The organism is Hyphomicrobium sp. GJ21, from assembly GCF_001006785.1.
Taxonomy (GTDB): Bacteria; Pseudomonadota; Alphaproteobacteria; order Rhizobiales; family Hyphomicrobiaceae; genus Hyphomicrobium_B.
Genome location: NZ_CDHO01000003.1, coordinates 1,851,955 through 1,869,399, shown reverse-complemented (window position 1 = coordinate 1,869,399; position 17,445 = coordinate 1,851,955). Strand labels below are relative to the sequence as shown.

Annotated in this window: 19 protein-coding genes; 11 read left to right on the top strand and 8 right to left on the bottom strand. The window is 60.3% G+C overall.

Features of this window, described 5'->3' with window-relative positions; all coding sequences use genetic code 11:
- Positions 1–164 precede the first annotated feature (164 nt).
- Entirely contained in the window at positions 165–497 is a 333-nt protein-coding gene (locus HYPGJ_RS17280; RefSeq protein WP_046848192.1) for a hypothetical protein, read from the top strand.
- Between the two features lie 170 nt (positions 498–667).
- Positions 668–1,156, top strand: coding sequence for a polymer-forming cytoskeletal protein (locus HYPGJ_RS17275; protein ID WP_046848191.1), 489 nt, complete (start codon positions 668–670; stop codon positions 1,154–1,156).
- 98 nt (positions 1,157–1,254) lie between these two features.
- Here HYPGJ_RS17275 and HYPGJ_RS17270 read toward each other — a convergent pair whose 3' ends face one another.
- Positions 1,255–1,566, bottom strand: a complete 312-nt coding sequence (locus HYPGJ_RS17270) for a hypothetical protein (RefSeq protein ID WP_046848190.1) — start codon at positions 1,564–1,566, stop codon at positions 1,255–1,257.
- 184 nt (positions 1,567–1,750) lie between these two features.
- Here HYPGJ_RS17270 and HYPGJ_RS17265 point away from each other — a divergent pair, with 184 nt between their 5' ends.
- The 3 genes from HYPGJ_RS17265 (at position 1,751) to HYPGJ_RS17255 (ending at position 4,551) form a co-directional block, all read left to right on the top strand.
- Positions 1,751–2,722 (top strand): magnesium transporter CorA family protein, encoded by a 972-nt coding sequence (locus HYPGJ_RS17265; RefSeq protein WP_046848189.1) that lies wholly within the window; start codon positions 1,751–1,753, stop codon positions 2,720–2,722.
- 538 nt (positions 2,723–3,260) lie between these two features.
- The gene (locus tag HYPGJ_RS17260; protein WP_046848188.1) at positions 3,261–3,848 is read left to right on the top strand and encodes a septal ring lytic transglycosylase RlpA family protein; all 588 of its coding nucleotides are present in this window, start codon (positions 3,261–3,263) and stop codon (positions 3,846–3,848) included.
- 112 nt (positions 3,849–3,960) lie between these two features.
- Positions 3,961–4,551, top strand: a complete 591-nt coding sequence (locus HYPGJ_RS17255; RefSeq protein ID WP_244466260.1) for a septal ring lytic transglycosylase RlpA family protein — start codon at positions 3,961–3,963, stop codon at positions 4,549–4,551.
- A 23-nt stretch (positions 4,552–4,574) separates the two neighbouring features.
- Here HYPGJ_RS17255 and HYPGJ_RS17250 read toward each other — a convergent pair whose 3' ends face one another.
- Positions 4,575–4,967: a hypothetical protein gene (locus HYPGJ_RS17250; protein ID WP_244466227.1), complete on the bottom strand. Its 393-nt coding sequence runs from the start codon at positions 4,965–4,967 to the stop codon at positions 4,575–4,577.
- A 203-nt stretch (positions 4,968–5,170) separates the two neighbouring features.
- Here HYPGJ_RS17250 and HYPGJ_RS17245 point away from each other — a divergent pair, with 203 nt between their 5' ends.
- The gene (locus tag HYPGJ_RS17245) at positions 5,171–5,959 is read left to right on the top strand and encodes a helix-turn-helix transcriptional regulator (protein WP_046848187.1); all 789 of its coding nucleotides are present in this window, start codon (positions 5,171–5,173) and stop codon (positions 5,957–5,959) included.
- 40 nt (positions 5,960–5,999) lie between these two features.
- Here HYPGJ_RS17245 and HYPGJ_RS17240 read toward each other — a convergent pair whose 3' ends face one another.
- A complete protein-coding gene (locus HYPGJ_RS17240; protein ID WP_046848186.1) occupies positions 6,000–7,094 on the bottom strand; it encodes a patatin-like phospholipase family protein in 1,095 nt (364 codons plus the stop codon).
- Between the two features lie 313 nt (positions 7,095–7,407).
- On the bottom strand, positions 7,408–8,313 hold the full coding sequence (locus HYPGJ_RS17235) for a metallophosphoesterase (protein WP_046848185.1): 906 nt from the start codon (positions 8,311–8,313) through the stop codon (positions 7,408–7,410).
- Between the two features lie 96 nt (positions 8,314–8,409).
- Here HYPGJ_RS17235 and HYPGJ_RS17230 point away from each other — a divergent pair, with 96 nt between their 5' ends.
- The 4 genes from HYPGJ_RS17230 (at position 8,410) to HYPGJ_RS17215 (ending at position 12,042) form a co-directional block, all read left to right on the top strand.
- The gene (locus HYPGJ_RS17230; protein ID WP_046848517.1) at positions 8,410–8,859 is read left to right on the top strand and encodes an NUDIX hydrolase; all 450 of its coding nucleotides are present in this window, start codon (positions 8,410–8,412) and stop codon (positions 8,857–8,859) included.
- Positions 8,860–8,895: 36 nt separating this feature from the next.
- Positions 8,896–9,414, top strand: a complete 519-nt coding sequence (locus HYPGJ_RS17225; protein WP_046848184.1) for an N-acetyltransferase — start codon at positions 8,896–8,898, stop codon at positions 9,412–9,414.
- 214 nt (positions 9,415–9,628) lie between these two features.
- Positions 9,629–11,761 carry a DUF1217 domain-containing protein gene (locus HYPGJ_RS17220; protein ID WP_046848183.1) on the top strand — a complete coding sequence of 711 codons (2,133 nt, stop codon included), beginning with the start codon at positions 9,629–9,631 and terminating at the stop codon, positions 11,759–11,761.
- Positions 11,762–11,850: 89 nt separating this feature from the next.
- The gene (locus HYPGJ_RS17215; RefSeq protein ID WP_244466225.1) at positions 11,851–12,042 is read left to right on the top strand and encodes a histone deacetylase; all 192 of its coding nucleotides are present in this window, start codon (positions 11,851–11,853) and stop codon (positions 12,040–12,042) included.
- A gap of 34 nt (positions 12,043–12,076) precedes the next feature.
- Here the strand turns inward: HYPGJ_RS17215 and HYPGJ_RS17210 are convergent, their stop codons facing one another.
- On the bottom strand, positions 12,077–12,964 hold the full coding sequence (locus HYPGJ_RS17210) for a polysaccharide deacetylase family protein (RefSeq protein ID WP_046848181.1): 888 nt from the start codon (positions 12,962–12,964) through the stop codon (positions 12,077–12,079).
- Between the two features lie 179 nt (positions 12,965–13,143).
- Here HYPGJ_RS17210 and HYPGJ_RS17205 point away from each other — a divergent pair, with 179 nt between their 5' ends.
- Positions 13,144–13,554: an NUDIX hydrolase gene (locus HYPGJ_RS17205; RefSeq protein ID WP_046848180.1), complete on the top strand. Its 411-nt coding sequence runs from the start codon at positions 13,144–13,146 to the stop codon at positions 13,552–13,554.
- Between the two features lie 27 nt (positions 13,555–13,581).
- Here the strand turns inward: HYPGJ_RS17205 and HYPGJ_RS17200 are convergent, their stop codons facing one another.
- From HYPGJ_RS17200 to HYPGJ_RS17190, 3 genes are all read right to left on the bottom strand, one after another.
- Complete coding sequence (locus HYPGJ_RS17200) at positions 13,582–14,217, bottom strand: GNAT family N-acetyltransferase (RefSeq protein ID WP_046848179.1); 636 nt, start codon at positions 14,215–14,217, stop codon at positions 13,582–13,584.
- 119 nt (positions 14,218–14,336) lie between these two features.
- A complete protein-coding gene (locus HYPGJ_RS17195; protein ID WP_046848178.1) occupies positions 14,337–15,626 on the bottom strand; it encodes an adenylosuccinate synthase in 1,290 nt (429 codons plus the stop codon).
- Between the two features lie 105 nt (positions 15,627–15,731).
- A complete protein-coding gene (locus HYPGJ_RS17190; RefSeq protein ID WP_046848177.1) occupies positions 15,732–17,432 on the bottom strand; it encodes a mucoidy inhibitor MuiA family protein in 1,701 nt (566 codons plus the stop codon).
- Positions 17,433–17,445 lie beyond the last annotated feature (13 nt).

Below are 17,445 nucleotides of genomic sequence, written 5' to 3'. Positions count from 1 at the left end.
TTTGCCTGCCGCAGGTCCCCGAATCCGCTCGAAATGGGTCATCGGTTAGCTCGACACTCAGCACAAGTGTCGCACGAGTCGGCATTCCGCGCAGCTGCGGTTGCTCGCATCAAAATCCCTGCCTATTTTCAATGCCCTACAATATGCAACGGAGATAGCTTCTCATGACGGCTTTTTTCAGTCCGGCGGCGATGGTCGCGGCAGCAGCATTCGCTCTGATGGGCTTCGCTGGACTCGGCGATGCGCAGGCTGCACCCGGCGCTGGCGCGGCTGCCATGAGAACGGTCTCGCCTACAGCGAATTCCGTGCATGACGTCGGATATCGATCGCGCCGCTATCATCGCCGCTACTATCGCGGACGGGTTGTCGACGCGCCGTTCGCGCACGTCGAAAGTGGCCGGCGGACCGTCGTCGATGCGCCGTTCGTTCACGTCTACAAGGGCCGTCGTGGCACGCGGGTCGTTGCGCCCTTCGTCGATCTCTGGAACCCTCGTTAACGGCCAAGATCGGGCTTGCTCCGGTAGCCATCCAACAGCGCATAAGTTCTCATCAGGCGCCTGTATTTGCCTGGAGAACTTTTGCGCTTGGTCATAATGTGCTCAAAGTGCGGTGGTGTAACGGTCCTCGCGGGGCTGGCGATAACCGATGTCATCTTAGGGGGTAAGTAATGTTCAACCGCGTATCGACGCCTGATCCGCGTAACGTCGAACCGATCAAATCCATCACGCCGCAGCCGATTTCACCGATCAAAACGTCGACGCCGCCGCTCTTCGGAACGACGCAGCATCACTCGACGCCTGCCATCGACGCTCCGACGTCCGTGCTCGGGCAGGACATCACCATCGCTGGGCAGCAGCTGGTCATCAAGACGAAGGGTTCGCTGCTGATAGCAGGCCACATTCAGGGCGACGTGCACGGCGAGTCGGTGACGGTCGGCGACACGGGCAGCGTGGTCGGCACGATCACCGCGCGCACGATCATCATCCAGGGCGAGGTCAACGGTGCTCTGAAGGGCTCGTCGGTCAATCTCAATGCCACGTCCCGCGTCGAGGGCGACATCATCAAACAGACGCTCTCGATCGACGAAGGCGCGCAGTTCGACGGTAGCGTGCGGCGCGCCAAGGACAGTAGCGAAGTCACGCCCGACCTCGGGTAATCTTCGAGCGCTACTCCGCTCCAGACGGGTTTGCAGAATGGCGTTTGCTTGAACCGCAAACGCCTTTCGTGTTTCTGGCTCGGCTTCGAGGTCGTGTTTCAGAAGCGGCCGCGGCCGCTTGGCTCGATCTCTTCGCACGCATCCTTTACGCGGATGTCGTGTCCGATCCAGCGGCAGATCTCGCGCTTGAAATTCGGATTGTTGCGGACCTTGGCGTCGGGCGCATCGAACCCGTATTTGCGCGCGACGGCGGCCACGTAATTGTCACGGCAATAGGGCGTCGAAAGCATCGCGCCATCGACGAGCTGGAATCCCTCACTGCACGTGATTTTGGCTTCCGCAGGTTTCACTATTGTGACAGCGATGCCGGCCGTCAGCAGAGCCAGCAACGCGGCGTGTTCTTTTGCCATCGTCAATCCTCAGTCCGTTGCCGCGCGGGCGTGCCGCGCTCTCAAATCAATCGAATTTCAGTTTAGCAGGCTTGCCTTGCCGCAGCCGTCATGAAATTGGTCTCGCCGGTCAGACGCGGCGCAGAACGCTCGGCCATATCCCTTTCAGATAGCCGCAAACGATCGATTTTACAGAGGTATCCCGATGATAACTGTGTACGACGCAGTTGGCGGCAAGCTGGTGACGCGCCCGGAAATCGGGAACCTGTCGACGGGCGGCGTCTGGATCGATCTTCTCAATCCGGCGGAGGATGAGGACAAGATCATCGAGCAGGCGCTCGGCATCGAAGTCCCGACGCGATCGGAAATGCGCGAGATCGAGGCGTCGAACCGGTTCTATACCGAAAGCGGCGCCTACTACATGACGTCCATCATCGTGCACAACAGCACGCAGGACGTTCCGCTGACGGCGGTCATTACGTTCATACTGGCCGGCTCGCGTCTTGTGACCGTGCGCTACGCCGAGCCCCGCGCCTTTCCGCTCTATGTCGCCCGCGCGGCCAAAGGCGATCCCGCCTGCGTGAGCGGTCCGGGCATCATGATCGGCCTCATCGAAATGCTCATCGAACGGGAAGCGGATCTGATCGAGCGCGTCCAGGACCAGGTCGAGCGGATGGCGCCGATCGTGTTCGGACAGAACGGCTCCCACAATTCCCGCGACCGGCGGCTCGACGTGCTTCTGAAGACGGTCGGCAAGGAAGGCGACGTCACGGCGAGAGCCCAGGAAAGCGCGATGTCGATCCACCGGCTTCTGCTCTACTTCGCGAACGCCGTGCGCGAGCGCAAAGACGACAAGCGCATCATGGGGCGTATCGAGTCCGCCAACCACGACATCACGTCGTTGATGGAAAGTCTGCGCTTTCTCTCATCGCGTACCAGCTTCCTGCTCGATGCGACGCTCGGCATGATTTCCACCGAGCAGAACCAGATCATCAAGCTGTTCTCGGTGATGGCCGTGATGCTGATGCCACCGACGCTGGTCGCGTCGATCTACGGAATGAACTTCAAGTACATGCCCGAACTCGCGGAGACTTGGGGCTATCCTCTGGCGCTCGCGCTGATGTTCGTGTCGGGTCTCGTGCCGTTTGTCTATTTCCGAAAGAAGGGCTGGCTCTAAGCGCTCGAGATGCAGAGGCAATGCTCGTCCGATCGGGCGCTCGCAGCTTAACTCCGGTGTCGCTATTTTTCGTCAAATACGACGTACCCTGACGAATGATCGACGCTGCATTGCGGTAGTCGATTGAGGGGAAAGGGAATGTTTGCGAGGCCGCCATTAACCACGTAAGCAGGCATTTCGCTGCGGCCAGACGTCACGCAACCCAAAGCTGCATGACAAAACACTCATGTTTTTCAAAACCTTAAATACTATGGTTAAAATGTGGTAGAAGCAGCGGGTTGACCGACCCTGCTTCCGATGCTCGTTGGGCGCGCCAGGACGGGGGTTTCCCCAGTCATCACGGGTAGCAGTTCGAACCGGGTTCTGGGGTTCGCGTTACGGGTCTTGCAGGGAATTCATTTTAAGAGTCACTTCTCCCAACATCAACGACGGTGCCGCCACGGTGGCGGTTGTTCTGCAGCTCTTGTGCGCCGCAGACGGGGGAAATCGCTCATTCGACCCGGAAACGCTGCTGCTCCTTTTAACAAGGAGTGCACTAATGCGTTCGTTAATCGCTGTTGCCGCTTTTGGTATTGTTGGAATGGCAGCAAGCGCTGCTCCGGCCGATGCTGCCGCCTGGAATTGCCGCGGTTCGGCTCACGTTTGCGGCAAGTCGGTTTCGCATAACGCCGGCAAATCGCGCGTTTCACATAAATCCTCGTATTCGCGTCATGCCTATGCTCCGCGCCGCGGCGTGAAGCATTCTCGCTATGCCTCGCGCAATCGGGTTTCTCGCCGCCACTATTCGTCGGCTCCCGTGCGCAAGCATCGCGTCGCCCATGCGGCTCCGGCCGGTCGCAGCGCTTCCAGCGGAATGGCGTCGTACTACTGGCAGGGCCAGATGACGGCTTCTGGCGCCCGCTTTAACCCCAGCGCGCTGACGGCTGCCCATCGCTCGCTTCCGTTCGGCACGCGCGTTCGCGTCACGAACCGCTCGAATGGCCGCTCGGTCGTCGTCACGATCAATGATCGTGGACCGTTCATCGGCGGCCGCATCATCGACCTGTCGCGCGCAGCCGCTCAGGCGATCAGCATGACCGGCCAGGGCGTGGCAGCGGTTTCGCTCGAAATTCTCGGCCGCAGCTGAGCCTTTTGACAGATCCGGACTAATGAAGGCGTCTGGGGAACCGGGCGCCTTCGACGTTTTTTCGCCCTGCGAATCAGCATAGTCGATGGGATTCGGCGTGGTTCCGGGGGGAATGTGCGTGCATCGATTGGGGCGAGTTGGCTTTGTCCTAGCCATCAATCTGGCGGCTGCCGCGACGGCGGCCCCGCTTTGGGCAGAGTCGCTGAGCGACGGTCTCTCAAAGCCGGCAGGCAAGGCCCTGCAAATGGGCCCGTGGGCGGCCAAGATTACGGTCCATAAGCCGGCCATCGCGTCATGGAGCCCGACCGTCTCGGTGACGGTCGCCGTTCCGAAGGTGAAGGCTACGGCGACGCTCGATCCTTCGGCTGTCACTCATCCCTATGGTCTGCGCGGCCCAACCCTTGAAAAAACCAACCACGCGACGGCCGGGCTCGCATCCTTCTACGGCATCAGCGCCGGCGTGAAGACGGCGACCGGCGAGCGGTTCGATCCCTCAGGAATGACGGCTGCGCATCGCACGCTGCCCTTCGGAACGCGGGTGAAGGTCACGCGTGTCGACACGGGTGAAAGCGTCGTCGTGCGCATCAACGACCGGGGCCCGTTCAAGCCGGGACGGGTGATCGACCTTTCGGAAGGCGCCGCCAAAACCCTCAAGATGACGGACGTCGGCCTGACCAACGTCCGTCTCGAGGTCATGAACTAGCGCTGCCGAGCGAGCCGCAACCGTCACCGTTCGCTCAGACGGTTGTTTCGCTCGATCTGGGCCTGCAGCACGCCGATCTGATCCAGATAAGCGCCTTTGATGCATTCGGTATCGCGGCCGCAGTCGTTGCGCGCGGCGAGGAACTGGCGCTGATAGCGCTTCAGCTGGTCGCGCTCGCTGCGCCGGCCATAGGATTGCTTCAACTCGGCGTAGAGGCCGCTCATCTTTTCGTCCAGCGCGCCCAAAACGTCGCTCCGGCAGATCGTGCGCTCGGACGCCATCCCTGCCCGGCGGCAGTCGAACTCCTGGGCATTGGCGCGCCCGGCCTGAGCGGCAAGAACCGCAAGCGCCGCGAGAGCTGTCGCCGAAATCGCTGCCGCAAATCGCAATGTGAATGTGTCTGTCACGGTGCCCATCTCCTTGATCGTTCGACGTCCGCCCCAGCGGCGGCGGCGATGACGTGAAGATGCCGTTCGCCGCGTAGAAACATCAGCCCGTTAGGACCGAAGCGGCGGCAGCACGCGGAAGGCGAAACTTGATGCCGGATTCCGATTGCCTTCGAGGGATAAAAATCGGTATTTTCCCGCAACTCGCCGCCCTCAGTCACCCGTGTGATTTCATGAAAAAGCAGCCTGCCGCCGGTCCGGTGACGACCCGCTCGGAAGCTCTCGACCGGATAAAGACGGCGATGGTCGAGAAGAAACTCACGCAGGCAGAGCTGGCGGACGCCTCCGACTGTCACGAGAAGACCATCCAAAATCTTTTGGGCGGACGCTCCGTGCGCGATCAGACTCTGTTCGACGTCTGCATGGTGCTTGGCCTCGATTTCCACGGCCTCCGAGACGCGTGGCATGGCGAGTCGGTTGCGGTCGATAACGGCGGCATGAATGCGAAGGCGCAAAGCGGCGGCGTCGCGCCGGTCTACATGGGCGCCTATGCGCAAATCGCCGTCGATCATTATGTCGGCAGCTATCTGACGCTGCGCCGCTCGTTCTCACTGCCCGATACGATCGTTTCATATCGCACCGACATCACCTGGGATGCAGAATGGCCGAGCCTTCTTTTTCAGGAGCGCAACCGGCCGGATGAGCCCTATGCCCATCGTGGGCGGCTATATATTCCAGCGTCGTCGAGCTTCATCCATCTCGTGTCGCTGACGAAAGGCGCAATGCGGATGATCGTCGTGTCGCAACTCGATCGCGCAGGCGAGATGCGCGGCATCATCACGACGATCAACAAGCAACGCGCAACAATGACGCCTGTCGCAACGGCTATCCTCTACGCGCGCCGCGAGAATTTCGACGCCGATGCGTTCGGTGAGATCACACCGAAAAACCGGGTTTATGACGAATACAAGCGGCTTCTCGATGAGACCGTCGCCGAGGGCTACGCGCGCCTCGTCGGCTGATACTCACTGACCGAGTTCACAGAAGACAGTCGGTCAAAAGCTATTTCGCGCGCCTGGCGGCGGCGCCGCGCTTCGCCGACGGGCGCTTCAAAATGGTCGCCGGGCGGAACAACACGCCCTCGTCGACGGCTGGGAAAAAGTACTTCGCGAGGTCGACCGTCTCGAGACGCCCGACTGCCGAACGCGCGACGGCGAGCCATTTGTCGGCGTGGTCGCGGCCTGCGCCGTGCAGGTAGGTGATCATGTCCCAATCGGGCTTCAGCGACGTTTCGGGGTTGAGCGTGCCGGTGATCGGGCCGCCATCGATCAGATGGAAGCGGTGGCGGCTAATCGGCGACAGACGATTTTTCGTCAGCAACGCTCCGGAGCAAGCCTCGCGGACCGACGTGATGACTTCGATGTCACGCAGAAGCGGCGCGTTGAACGTCAGCCGGTTGGCGTGGTTCGAGATATCGCGTGCAGTGGTCGGCAGCTTGGTGTTGACGCGCGGGGCCACCATCACCAGCAGCGTGTCGCTGACCGGGCTTTCGCTGGCGAGCGTCACGAGATCGGGATTGGCCGAGAAGCCGCCATCCCAATACGCAGAGCCTTCGATTTCGACGGCGTGATGCAGCACCGGCAGGCACGCCGAAGCAAGCACCGCTTCGATGCTGATTTCGTCGTGACGGAAGAGGCGTGCGCGGCCGGTCGCAACGTGTGTTGCGGCTATCAGAAGCTCGACCGGCGATTTGGTTCGCACGAGATCGAAATCGACGTGATCCGTAATCACGCGGCGAAGCGGATCGAAGCCGAGCGGATTGAATTCGTAAGGCGACAGCATCGTCGCGAGGTGCGTGGTCAACTGCGATGGCCGCACGAGACCGTTGAGAAACGGATTGAGCCGCGTGAGATCGGGCACGCCCGCCTGATAGATCGCGTGCCAGATCTTGTACATTTTCTCGCGCGCTTTATCGCGCGAGCCTTCCGCAAGTCCCGCAGCCATCGCGACAGCGTTGACAGCGCCGGCGCTCGTCGCGCTGATCCAGCCGAAGCGCATCGTATCGTCTTCGAGAAGACGATCGAGAACGCCCCAGGTGAAGGCACCATGAGCCCCGCCGCCTTGCAGGGCGAGATTTATGTCAGCCGTTTTCGGCAAATTGTGCTGCTCCCCGCAGGCGCCGCTTAAAACTGCGAAGCGGCACCGGCGTCGAATATCACTAGCGCTCGCGGCAGTCCGATGTCACCGCACCTGCGGCACGACGCCCGATCTTTCACACGCATTAATTTCAAAGACACAAGCTGCATTCGCACAACAGTTCGTGGCGAATTGCATACCTGTCGAGCAGCGACGCTCCATTTAGGCGCCATCCTGCTCGGCGCCAAAGCATTCGCATTTTTCGGACCACGATTATGTCAGAGGGAGCGCTCGTTCGCGTGTCAATTGGCCGCTACAAAACTGCCGGTATGAATCAGGCGGAAGCGTCCAAAAATTTCTCGCTGAGTTTTGTGACGGGGCCGTCGGGTGTTTCGAATCCGCGCACGACGTGACGAATGCGAAGGCCCGATGAACTGCGGAAAAACGTGAAGAGATTATAGCGCGCGAGCGGTTCGTCTCCGTGCACTGTGCCTGCCGACGCAGAGGCAGCACCGATCAGCGGGATCGGTTTTTTTCGCGACGGCAACCAATCGATCGCGGGCGTGTGGTTGTGTCCGTAGAGGACGAGCTCGGCGCCGGTGCGTTCGAGAAGATGCACGAAATGCGCGGCATCGTTCAGGCGGCGGCGCGGCGTTGTCATATCAGCGAGCGGCGGATGATGAATGAGCACGACGCGGATCGCACCATCTTCATCAAGACGCAAAAGTTGCTCGCGCGCGATTTCGAGCTGGTGCGATCCGAGAGAGCCGCTCGCGAAGAATGGCGGCGTCTCGACGGCGGAATTCAAGCCGACGAGCGCCAACGGTCCGACGCGGCGCACGAACGGAAACGCGAGCGTGTCTTCTTCGCCGCCCATATAGGCCGCCCAGCGCACGACGCCGCGATCCCCGTGCATGCTCGAATAGATGTCGTGATTGCCCGGTACAACGGTCACGCTCGCAGGCGAGCCGACGCTGCGCAACCACGCGAGCGCCGCTTCATGCTCGGCCGGCAGCCCGAGGTTTACGAGATCCCCCGTGATCGCGATATGATCCGGCCTTAGCGAGTGCGCGTCGGCAATCAAACGATCCGCGACGGCCGTGACATGCACGCGGCGGCGTTTGCGCTGCCAATTGAGATAGCCGAGCACGCGCTTGGCGTTCCAATACCGCCAGCCGAAGCCGACGACCGGAGACATGTGCACGTCGGAAAAATGCGCGAGCGTAAACGTTTCTGTCATTCTGGAGAGTTCAAACCGGGGCGGAGCAGGTGCAATCTAGCACACTGTGCTAATTAGCAAATGCGTCCGGGCGGAGGACGCATCTGGGCGGGAACGATGGCCTTCGTCAGCAGGATCGTCACGAGCGGGTTCAGGGTTTACTGGCGGGCGACGCGGAGCTTCACGCTGGCGGCCGAAGCATGCCTGATCGACGGCGAAGACAGGGTTGCGCTCGTCCAAAGCGCCACGGGACGCGGCTGGCAATTGCCGCGAAGCGAAGTTCACAAAGATGAAGCGCTCGATGACGCGCTTCAGCGCTTTCTGGTGGCCGATTATCGCATTCGCCTCGCATCCCGGCCGGAGCTTTTCTGGATGTATGAAGAAAGCCAGGCGGAGCGGCACGGCATGACGGGTCTTTACGTTGTGCGACACTGGCGCCAGGACGCCGCACCGGCTGCTGGATTGTCATTTTTCGGCCTCGACGCCCTGCCGCCGGGATTGCCGTCGCAGGATGCCGCGCGCATTCGCCAAGCTGCCGAGGGTCGCGCGCCGTTCGAAGTATGCTAGAAGGCGCGCAATCTCACACCGGAAGCTTCAAACGCAATGTCGTCGCCGCTCGTTATCCGAAAGGCCGCTCCGAAAGACGTCCCCGAAATCTCGCGGCTGCATGCCCGCGTTTTCGGGCCGGGACGGTTTGCGCGATCGGCCTACCGGGTGCGCGAGGGCAAAGGTCATCTTTCGCGGTATTGCCTAGTTGCACATCTCGGCGGGCAGCTCATCGCGTCTCTCCGGATGACCGAGATCACGATCGGGGGCCGTCCGGGCGCCGCTCTGCTCGGGCCGGTCGCCGTCGATCCCGACCATCGCAACATCGGGCTCGGCACCAAGCTTATGAACGAAGCCATCGAGGCGGCGCGCGTCGGAGGCACGTCCCTTGTCGTTCTCGTTGGCGACGATCCGTATTACGGCCGCTTTGGCTTCAAGGTTGTACCCGCAGGCCAGATCGTATTTCCCGGCCCCGTCAATCCGGCGCGCCTGCTCGTGCGTGAATTAAAGGATGGCGCGCTCGCCGAATTCCGGGGGCTTATCGCCGCCATCCCGTCGAATGGGCTGCATGCCTAGGCGGGGCTGACGCCGACCCCACGCACGGGCCGCTGATAACCTTTTCGTAAACGATTCACTGGACCATTCCGGAGTCCCGGCGCGGGCGGATTGCATGCGCATTCCGCGCCATCTCCGATCGCTCCCATCGAGGCAGGTTCATGCAAGTTGCCCGTCCTAGCCTCGAGGCTCTCGTTCACCACGTGTCAGGCGTGACGCGACGCGAAGGCCGGCGATGATCTCAACATTCCTCACGTACACCAGCTACGCCTCGGACATGTCGCGCTCGCTCGCGCGGGTTTCGGGGCAAGCGGACGTTTCGAGCGCGACCGCCTACTACAATGCGAACATCGGCAAGGTGAAATCGGTCGACGATTTCATGAACAATCATCGCCTCTTCTCCTACGCCATGAAGGCTTACGGACTGGAGGACATGACCTATGCCAAGGCTTTCATGAAGAAGGTGCTGACGAGCGATATCAGCACCTCGACCAATCTGCAGAAGAGCTTCGTCGGAAAACTGACCGATCCGCGGTTTCTGAAATTCGCGCAGGCGTTTCAGTTTTCGACGGATGGGAAAGTCGCCACGCAGCCCGTGACGGCGCAGCAGGCGAACGACCAATCCGATCTCATCAATCTCTATACCCAGCAGCAGGTCAACAAGGGCGCGACCGCTGCCGACGATTCCGCCTACTATCAGGCGAACATCGGCAACGTCGCATCGGTCGACGACCTCGTCGGCAACACGCGCCTGCTGAACTACGCTCTGACGGCTTACGGCATCGATGCCAGCATCGCGTCGGCCTCGGCGATCAAACAGGTTCTGACGAGCGATCTCTCCGATCCCGACAGCATCGCAAATCAGCTGCCGGGCAACTACAAGCTGTTGGCGCAAGCCTTCTCATTCAACACCGATGGTTCGATCAACGGCGCCTCGGCGCAGTCGAGCGACGACGTCAGCTTCACCGTCTACCGGTACTATGATGCATCGGGAACCGGCGGTAGCGCGCCTGCAGCAGCGTTCAAATCGCAATACTATCAGGACGCGATCGCGAGCGTGAGTTCCGTCGACGACCTGCTCGGTAATGCGCGCCTCTTCACCTATCTCGAAACGGCATTCGGCCTCGACCCGTCGGAGCAATCGCCCGCGATTCTACGCAATGTTCTGACGAGTGATCTCTCAGACCCCAACAGCTACGCAAATCAGCAGACGAACGACGCCTATCGTGCACTTGCGGCCGCGTTCAATTTCAACACTGACGGCTCGATCAACGGAAGCGAGGCGCAGACCGCATCTCAGATCGACAGCACCGTTTCGTCATTCATGGCGAACAACACGACCGCGGTTGAAAAGTATCAATCCAGCCAAATCAATTTCTACAAGACGGACATCGCCAAGATCGCGAGTGTTTCGGATTTCATCAAAGACACCGGGCTTTATGGTTTTGTCTTGAGCGCGTTCGGAATTGATCCGAGCAAAACGTCGAAGCTCACGATCGAAAAGGTTCTGGAAAGCGACGCCAGCAATCCGAGCAGCTACGCGAACATGTCTCACAACTCCGCCTACAGCAAACTGGCGGCCGCGTTCAATTTCGATGCTGACGGAAAGGCCAAGACCGCGAGCTCGGCGCAGGTGAATGCAAGTCTCGTTTCGACGATCAAGCTCTACAACAGCGAGATGGGCGATGCGAAGGCGGAAAAAAAGCAGACGTCCGATGAAGACACTTATTACGGCAACACGATCGGTACCATCAAGAACGTCGACGAGTTTCTGAAGAACAAGCGCCTCGTGACGTTCGCGCTTACCGCCTTCGATCTGCAGGACAAGGCGCTTTCGAACGATACTCTGCGCAAAATTCTGACCAGCGATCCGACGGACCCGAAGAGCTTCATCAACAAGCCTGAAAATTCAGCCTATCGTTCGATGGCCGTTGCGTTCAATTTCGGCACGGACGGCAAGGATCTCACGACGCCTAATCAGCAAGTGCAGACGCGCAGCCAGATGGTGGCGACGACCGACGCCTATGCGCGGCAAACGCTCGAAGAAAACGCCGGCGACCAGAACGAGGGCGCGCGCCTGGCGCTCTACTTCCAGCGCTTGGCGCCGTCGATCACGTCGGCCTATTCGATCCTCGCCGACAAAGCGTTGCTTCAGGTGGCTCAAACGGCGCTCGGATTGCCGACGTCGATGTCGAATGCGGATATCGACGTGCAGGCCAACATGATCACGAAAAAACTGAAAATCGCCGATCTGCAGGACCCGGAAAAGCTCAAAAAATTCCTGGCGAGGTTCTCGGCGATGTATGACATCAACAACAGCGATATTACTCAGACCAATCCTGCGATCACCATTCTCAGCAGAAGATAACGCTGGAACAAGTGCGGCGGGTGATCCGTTAGCCTCCAAACAAGGAGGCGGCTATGGCCATCTTTCATGGATCAAGAAGACGTGGATCGTTGAATGACGCTGTTCATTCGGGCGACAATACGCTGAACGTTCTGCTTATGGTTTTACTCGTCGCGTTTGCTCTGGCGAGCTGGTATTTTTATGCGACGCCGATGGCTGGGCAGTCCGGCGCCGACATGGCGACGATCAGCGGCTCCCCCACACCGGGATCGGGCGAAAGCGCCATTCATCCATCGCCCTGAGCTAGATCTCGAAATCTAAACGGTGTCGATCGAGTTACGCGGCTGGCTTGCGCGTGCGCAAAGCCATTTTGCGCTGAGTTTTCCCAGCAGCCGCTTTCGAGCGCTTGCGTGCGCGCTGCGTGTGGGCGGGCTTTTCGGGCGGCGTCACATCGGCAATCAGATCGACTTTTTCTTTGGGCTTAAGTTGAACGACCTGATAGCCGCCAGCCTTCAATTGCGCGAGGAGTTGCGGAACGGCATCCGCCGTCGACCGGTGAATATCGTGCATCAGAATGATGCCACGACCGCGCGCTTTCAGTCCGGCCATGACACGCGCGACAACCGGTTTCGCGCTGCGCACCCGCCAATCCTGCGAATCTATATCGACCGCGAACTGCCCGATGTTGCGGCTTTTCATATAGTCTTCGGTAACGTCGCTGCTGCTCAAATAGGGATACCGGAAGAATGGCGCGATCGGCGCCGGGCTCGCCTTTTGAGCGGCATTGAATGTCGCTTCGACCTCGTGCTTGACGTCATCGATATCCCGACGCGCAAGATTGGGATGCGACCAGGTATGAGTTCCGATCGTGTGTCCCTGCTCGGCGATCTCTTTGATCACCTCCGGGTGCACGGCGACCATCTCACCCACGACGAAGAATGTCGCCGTCGTGCATTCCTTGGCGAGCGCGGCCAAAATCTTGCGCGTGTTCGCGGGCGAGGGCCCATCATCGAACGTCAGGACGACTTCTTTCGGTTGCAGGAATTTTGGATCGCCCTTCGGGGTGCCAAACCACGGGCCGCCTGTCGTATCGACCTCGATCGTTCGCGAAATGCCGAGCGTGCCCGCAGCGCAGGCTTGCTCGCCGGCTTCCGCGATATCGGCCGCGAGCGCCACTGTCGCCATTGCAACTGCTGCGAGCGTCAGAATACGTGCGGCCTGCATTTCAAGGTCCCCGGATTACAGCGAACCGTTTGGGTTTACCCGATACGGCGTGCTCCTTCCAAGCGGCAGTTGCTCATCTGCCGCTGTCAAATTCGTAAGATTCGGAGTCTTGCGCGCCGTACACACGAAGTCTGCCGCTCAGGCTTTCTTTTGTTGCCAATTCAAACCATCATCGGGTCATGCCGTTATTGAAACAGGTCGGCGCATTGCCGCTGCGCAAAGCGCCGAGCAACACGATTGAAGTGCTTCTCGTCTCATCCCGGGACACAGGAAGATGGGTCATCCCCAAAGGATGGCCGTCAAAACGCATGGTCGACAGCGCCGCTGCAGCACGCGAGGCCAAACAAGAGGCCGGCGTCGTCGGCAAGATCGCGAAGAAGCCCGTCGGCAATTATCGATACCGGAAAATCGAAAAGGAAAGCGTTCGGCTGATCGAGGTCGACGTCTACCTGCTCTGGGTCAAAAAAGAAAAGAAGCAGTGGAAGGAAAAGGCGGAGCGCAATCGCGTCTGGTTCGACGCGGAGACCGCGAGCCGGAAAGTGCGAGAGCCAAATCTGCGCGCGCTGATTTCTGCATTGACGAAGCGTTGACCGGTATCGGGACTCGGTTCAGCCGTTTCAATCGCTGGCGCGGAACAGCCAGCGTCGCACGCGCAGAAATCTGTGCCGGAATCCCGAGGCTTCGGGAGCGTTCGAGCGCGCAAGACGCGAAAACTTTGTCGCGTCGCCGTCGCTGAGCAATTCCTCGAATTCGTGCCGCGGCTCGAAGCCGAGCCGTTCGCGATGCGGATAATAGAACACCAAAGCGGGCGAGCACCGCCACCACATCTTGAATTCCGCGTCAGCCATTTTTGTGGGAGCAGCCGGCCATAGAAGCGCGCCTGCACGCTCCAGATCGCGCGCGATGCAATCATAAACGGCGGTGGCGATGCCTTTCTTGCGAAACGCCTCTTTGACCTCGGCTCTCACGATGGTGGCAATGCCGTTTTCCGGTTTCGTCATCCGGCAGAAGGCAACGTCGTTTTCGCCTTCTTTGGCCGACCGCTCGTCGACGAAAACCTGGTAGACAATGAGATGCTCGTCTTCCTTCAGGAGATGGCGGCGCAGATAAAACGTGCGCTGCCCCTTTGTCCTAATCCTGACAATGGGCTCGGATTGGAATTGAAGGGTTAACGAGGCGTGACTGGCTTCGGAATCGAACGATTGATTGCGTCGCAGTGTCGTCAATCGTTCGTATTGCGTCGACGGGTTCACGTGCGATGTTCCCTCTCATCACGCACCTACCATCTCAAACTTTTACGCGCCCACCTTGCCAGCTAAGCCGACCCATATTCAACATGACAATTGGTCAATCGGACTACTACGATATTCACTCATTCGAATGGGTCTTTCATCAGGATGGTGTCGGCACGCTCAGGACTCGTCGATAAAAGCGTGACCGGGCATTCGATAAGTTCCTCGACGCGGCGAACGTATTTGACGGCTTGAGCCGGAAGATCGGCCCAACGGCGCGCGCCTTGTGTCGACTCGGACCAGCCCTCGAAATCTTCATAGACAGGAATAATTCTTGCCTGCGCGCTGGCGCTCGCCGGCAGCCGATTGAGCCGTTCGCCGTCGAGCGTATAGCCGACGCAGATGCGGATCGTATCGAAGCCGTCGAGAACATCGAGCTTCGTCAGAGCTATTCCATCGATTCCCGACACCTTCGCGACCTGCCGCACAAGTACGCTATCAAACCAGCCGCAGCGGCGCTTGCGTCCGGTAACCGTGCCAAACTCGTGCCCGCGCTCGCCGATCTTTTCGCCGACTGCGTCCGTCAGCTCCGTCGGAAACGGACCTGAGCCCACGCGGGTTGTGTAGGCTTTTGCAATTCCCAGCACATATCCAGCGTAACGCGGACCGATGCCCGAACCCGTCGCTGCCTGAGCCGCAACGGTGTTCGACGACGTGACGTAGGGGTACGTGCCGTGATCGATGTCGAGCAGCGCGCCTTGCGCACCTTCGAACAGGATGCGCTTGCCCTGCCGGCGCGCAACATCGAGCAGCTCCCACGAGACATCCATGTAGGGGAGCACTTGCGGTGCGATACCGGTCAAATCCGCGATGAGTTTTTCTTTTGCGACTTCAGGCTGGCCGAGACCGCGACGCAAGGCGTTGTGATGCGCCAGGACGCGATCGATTTTCGGCCCGAGGGTTTCGGGCGACGCCAGATCCTGCACGCGGATCGCACGGCGGCCGACCTTGTCTTCATACGCAGGGCCGATGCCGCGTCCGGTGGTGCCGATCTTTTCGGTGCCTGCGGCTTCCTCGCGAAGCTGATCGAGTTCGCGGTGCAAGGGCAAAATCAGCGTCGCATTCTCGGCAACGCGGAGATTGTCACGCGTGATCGACAAGCCTTGATTCTTCAGCTTGTCGATTTCTGCAACGAGAGCCCACGGATCGACGACGACGCCGTTGCCGATGACGGAGAGCTTGTCGGACCTGACGACACCGGACGGAAGCAGCGACAGCTTGAACGTCTTGCCGTCGATGACGAGCGTGTGCCCCGCGTTATGGCCGCCTTGAAAGCGCACGACGACATCGGCGCGCTCCGACAGCCAATCCACGATCTTGCCTTTGCCCTCGTCGCCCCACTGGGCACCGACCACGACAACGTTCGTCATTCTCACACCTTCTCATGACTTGGCCCCGGCAGAAGCCGAGGCCATGCGGTGACACCGCGCGTTTTTCAGATTTCGTTTCGGAAACTCAACTACCCGCAGGCTCGCTTATGGACCGTAGACAATCGACTTCGACGCCGGCCACGAGATGCGATAGCCGTATTCCAGAATCTTCTCTTCATCGGGATCGAGCTTGGCCTCGAAGGCCACGACGCCGCGACGATCATCGACATTCTGCGTCGTCGGAGTCGCGCGACCCGTGTATTCGACCTTGATCTCGTCGTTCTGCGAAACGGGAACACGGTCGAGGATCGTCACGTTGATCGGCCGCTCGTGCAGGTTCTTGACGTTGACGCGGAAGCTGCGGCTATCGACATGCGATGTCGAAATAATCCCGCTTTCGCCGCGCTTTTCTTCAAGCACCGCGTACTTCACCTTGACCTGATCGTCGATGCCGAAGCCAAGCTTGTATTCTTCGCCGGGCGGCAGCAGTGGCACATCTCCGGTTCCGACAAACGTTCCGTCGCGGAAGAGATAGACACGGCCGGGCAGCAGCGGCGTGCCCTTGGCGATCTTGAGGGTGGCGTAGAGATAGGCGTTGGAATCAAGCTTCGGCACAGCCCTGCTGCCGAGCGCCGGCTCGATTTCATCCGCCATCAGCAGCACGCGCTTGGCGTCGCCGTTGCCTGTGACCGTCGTGCGACCCGGCACTTCGAACGTCGCTTCAAACGGCGCGCTGTCGAGCTTCGCCACGGTTTCGACGACAGGTTCCGGGGCCGCGACTTCTTCCGCTTGCTGCTCGACTGGCGGCGGCGGCGCAGCGCCTGCGAGCGCGCGTCCATCGGCAAGCCGGTCACGTTTCGCAAGCTCGAAGTTTGCCGAGGCCGGAGCCGCGGCAACGGGCCTTGGCGGCTGCTCGTAATCGACGAATTGCGTATCGAGCGCCGGTGCGGATGCACCGTCGGAGGGACGCGAGGTCGAAAGCTGCAGCGATACGCCCGTCCAATCCTCGCCAGACTTTTGCGAAATCGCGGCGCGGCGGGCGAGCGTCAACTTCGGCGGCTCGGTCTTCGTGCCTGTCTGGAGGCGGGCGTCGTAAATCGGAGCCCAGTTCGCGTCCGGCACCTGATAGCGGATCGTCAGATCGGCATCGACCGGCGTCTGCGCGAAAACGAAAACACGGATTTCGGTTTGCTGCGTCTTGGCGGGCGCGAGAGACGCGAGCTGGTTCTTCAGGTCCTTGATGCTGCGATCGATGGCGCGGATTTTCTGTTGCGCATCGAGGGCGAGCTTGCCGGACTCGCCAGCGACTTGCGGAATGAGCGAGAGGATCTTCTGCCAGTCCTCGCCGGCGCCGGGCGTTGTGTCTGAGGGCCGCGGCCGTTTCGGAAGCTCCGCCAGATTTGCGATCAGCTTCTTCTGGATCGCCGCGGCCTGAGCCTGCGCGTCGATCGTCGATCGTTCATCCTTGAGCTGCTCAACGCGATCTTCGAGTTCTTTGCGTTTAACGTCGGCGGCCTGGCTTTCCTCACGCTGCAGAAGCTTGCGAGCGGTATCGACGGAACCGATCTCGATCTTGCCCGTCGCCTTGCCTTCGACGCGGATCGACCCCGGAACAGCGCTCGCCGGAACGTCGCCCAGAATGATCGTGTTCTCACCCTTGTCGAGCTTCACCTTGGCGAGGCGCGTGACTTCCGCGCCCGACAGAAACACGGTCACCGCGTCCACCGAAGACGTCGCGGGAACGTCGGCGGCAAGCGCACTCACAGACTGGGCAGCCACAAGAACTGCCGCAAGGGCAAAACGCATCGCGCTGGAACCT

Bases quoted from the DNA above. Each gene is read 5' to 3' on its own strand.
- HYPGJ_RS17280 (WP_046848192.1), top strand. From the start codon at position 165: ATGACGGCTTTTTTCAGTCCGGCGGCGATGGTCGCGGCAGCAGCATTC.
- HYPGJ_RS17275 (WP_046848191.1), top strand. From the start codon at position 668: ATGTTCAACCGCGTATCGACGCCTGATCCGCGTAACGTCGAACCGATC.
- HYPGJ_RS17270 (WP_046848190.1), bottom strand. From the start codon at position 1,566: ATGGCAAAAGAACACGCCGCGTTGCTGGCTCTGCTGACGGCCGGCATC.
- HYPGJ_RS17265 (WP_046848189.1), top strand. From the start codon at position 1,751: ATGATAACTGTGTACGACGCAGTTGGCGGCAAGCTGGTGACGCGCCCG.
- HYPGJ_RS17260 (WP_046848188.1), top strand. From the start codon at position 3,261: ATGCGTTCGTTAATCGCTGTTGCCGCTTTTGGTATTGTTGGAATGGCA.
- HYPGJ_RS17255 (WP_244466260.1), top strand. From the start codon at position 3,961: ATGTGCGTGCATCGATTGGGGCGAGTTGGCTTTGTCCTAGCCATCAAT.
- HYPGJ_RS17250 (WP_244466227.1), bottom strand. From the start codon at position 4,967: ATGGGCACCGTGACAGACACATTCACATTGCGATTTGCGGCAGCGATT.
- HYPGJ_RS17245 (WP_046848187.1), top strand. From the start codon at position 5,171: ATGAAAAAGCAGCCTGCCGCCGGTCCGGTGACGACCCGCTCGGAAGCT.
- HYPGJ_RS17235 (WP_046848185.1), bottom strand. From the start codon at position 8,313: ATGACAGAAACGTTTACGCTCGCGCATTTTTCCGACGTGCACATGTCT.
- HYPGJ_RS17230 (WP_046848517.1), top strand. From the start codon at position 8,410: ATGGCCTTCGTCAGCAGGATCGTCACGAGCGGGTTCAGGGTTTACTGG.
- HYPGJ_RS17225 (WP_046848184.1), top strand. From the start codon at position 8,896: ATGTCGTCGCCGCTCGTTATCCGAAAGGCCGCTCCGAAAGACGTCCCC.
- HYPGJ_RS17220 (WP_046848183.1), top strand. From the start codon at position 9,629: ATGATCTCAACATTCCTCACGTACACCAGCTACGCCTCGGACATGTCG.
- HYPGJ_RS17210 (WP_046848181.1), bottom strand. From the start codon at position 12,964: ATGCAGGCCGCACGTATTCTGACGCTCGCAGCAGTTGCAATGGCGACA.
- HYPGJ_RS17205 (WP_046848180.1), top strand. From the start codon at position 13,144: ATGCCGTTATTGAAACAGGTCGGCGCATTGCCGCTGCGCAAAGCGCCG.
- HYPGJ_RS17195 (WP_046848178.1), bottom strand. From the start codon at position 15,626: ATGACGAACGTTGTCGTGGTCGGTGCCCAGTGGGGCGACGAGGGCAAA.
- HYPGJ_RS17190 (WP_046848177.1), bottom strand. From the start codon at position 17,432: ATGCGTTTTGCCCTTGCGGCAGTTCTTGTGGCTGCCCAGTCTGTGAGT.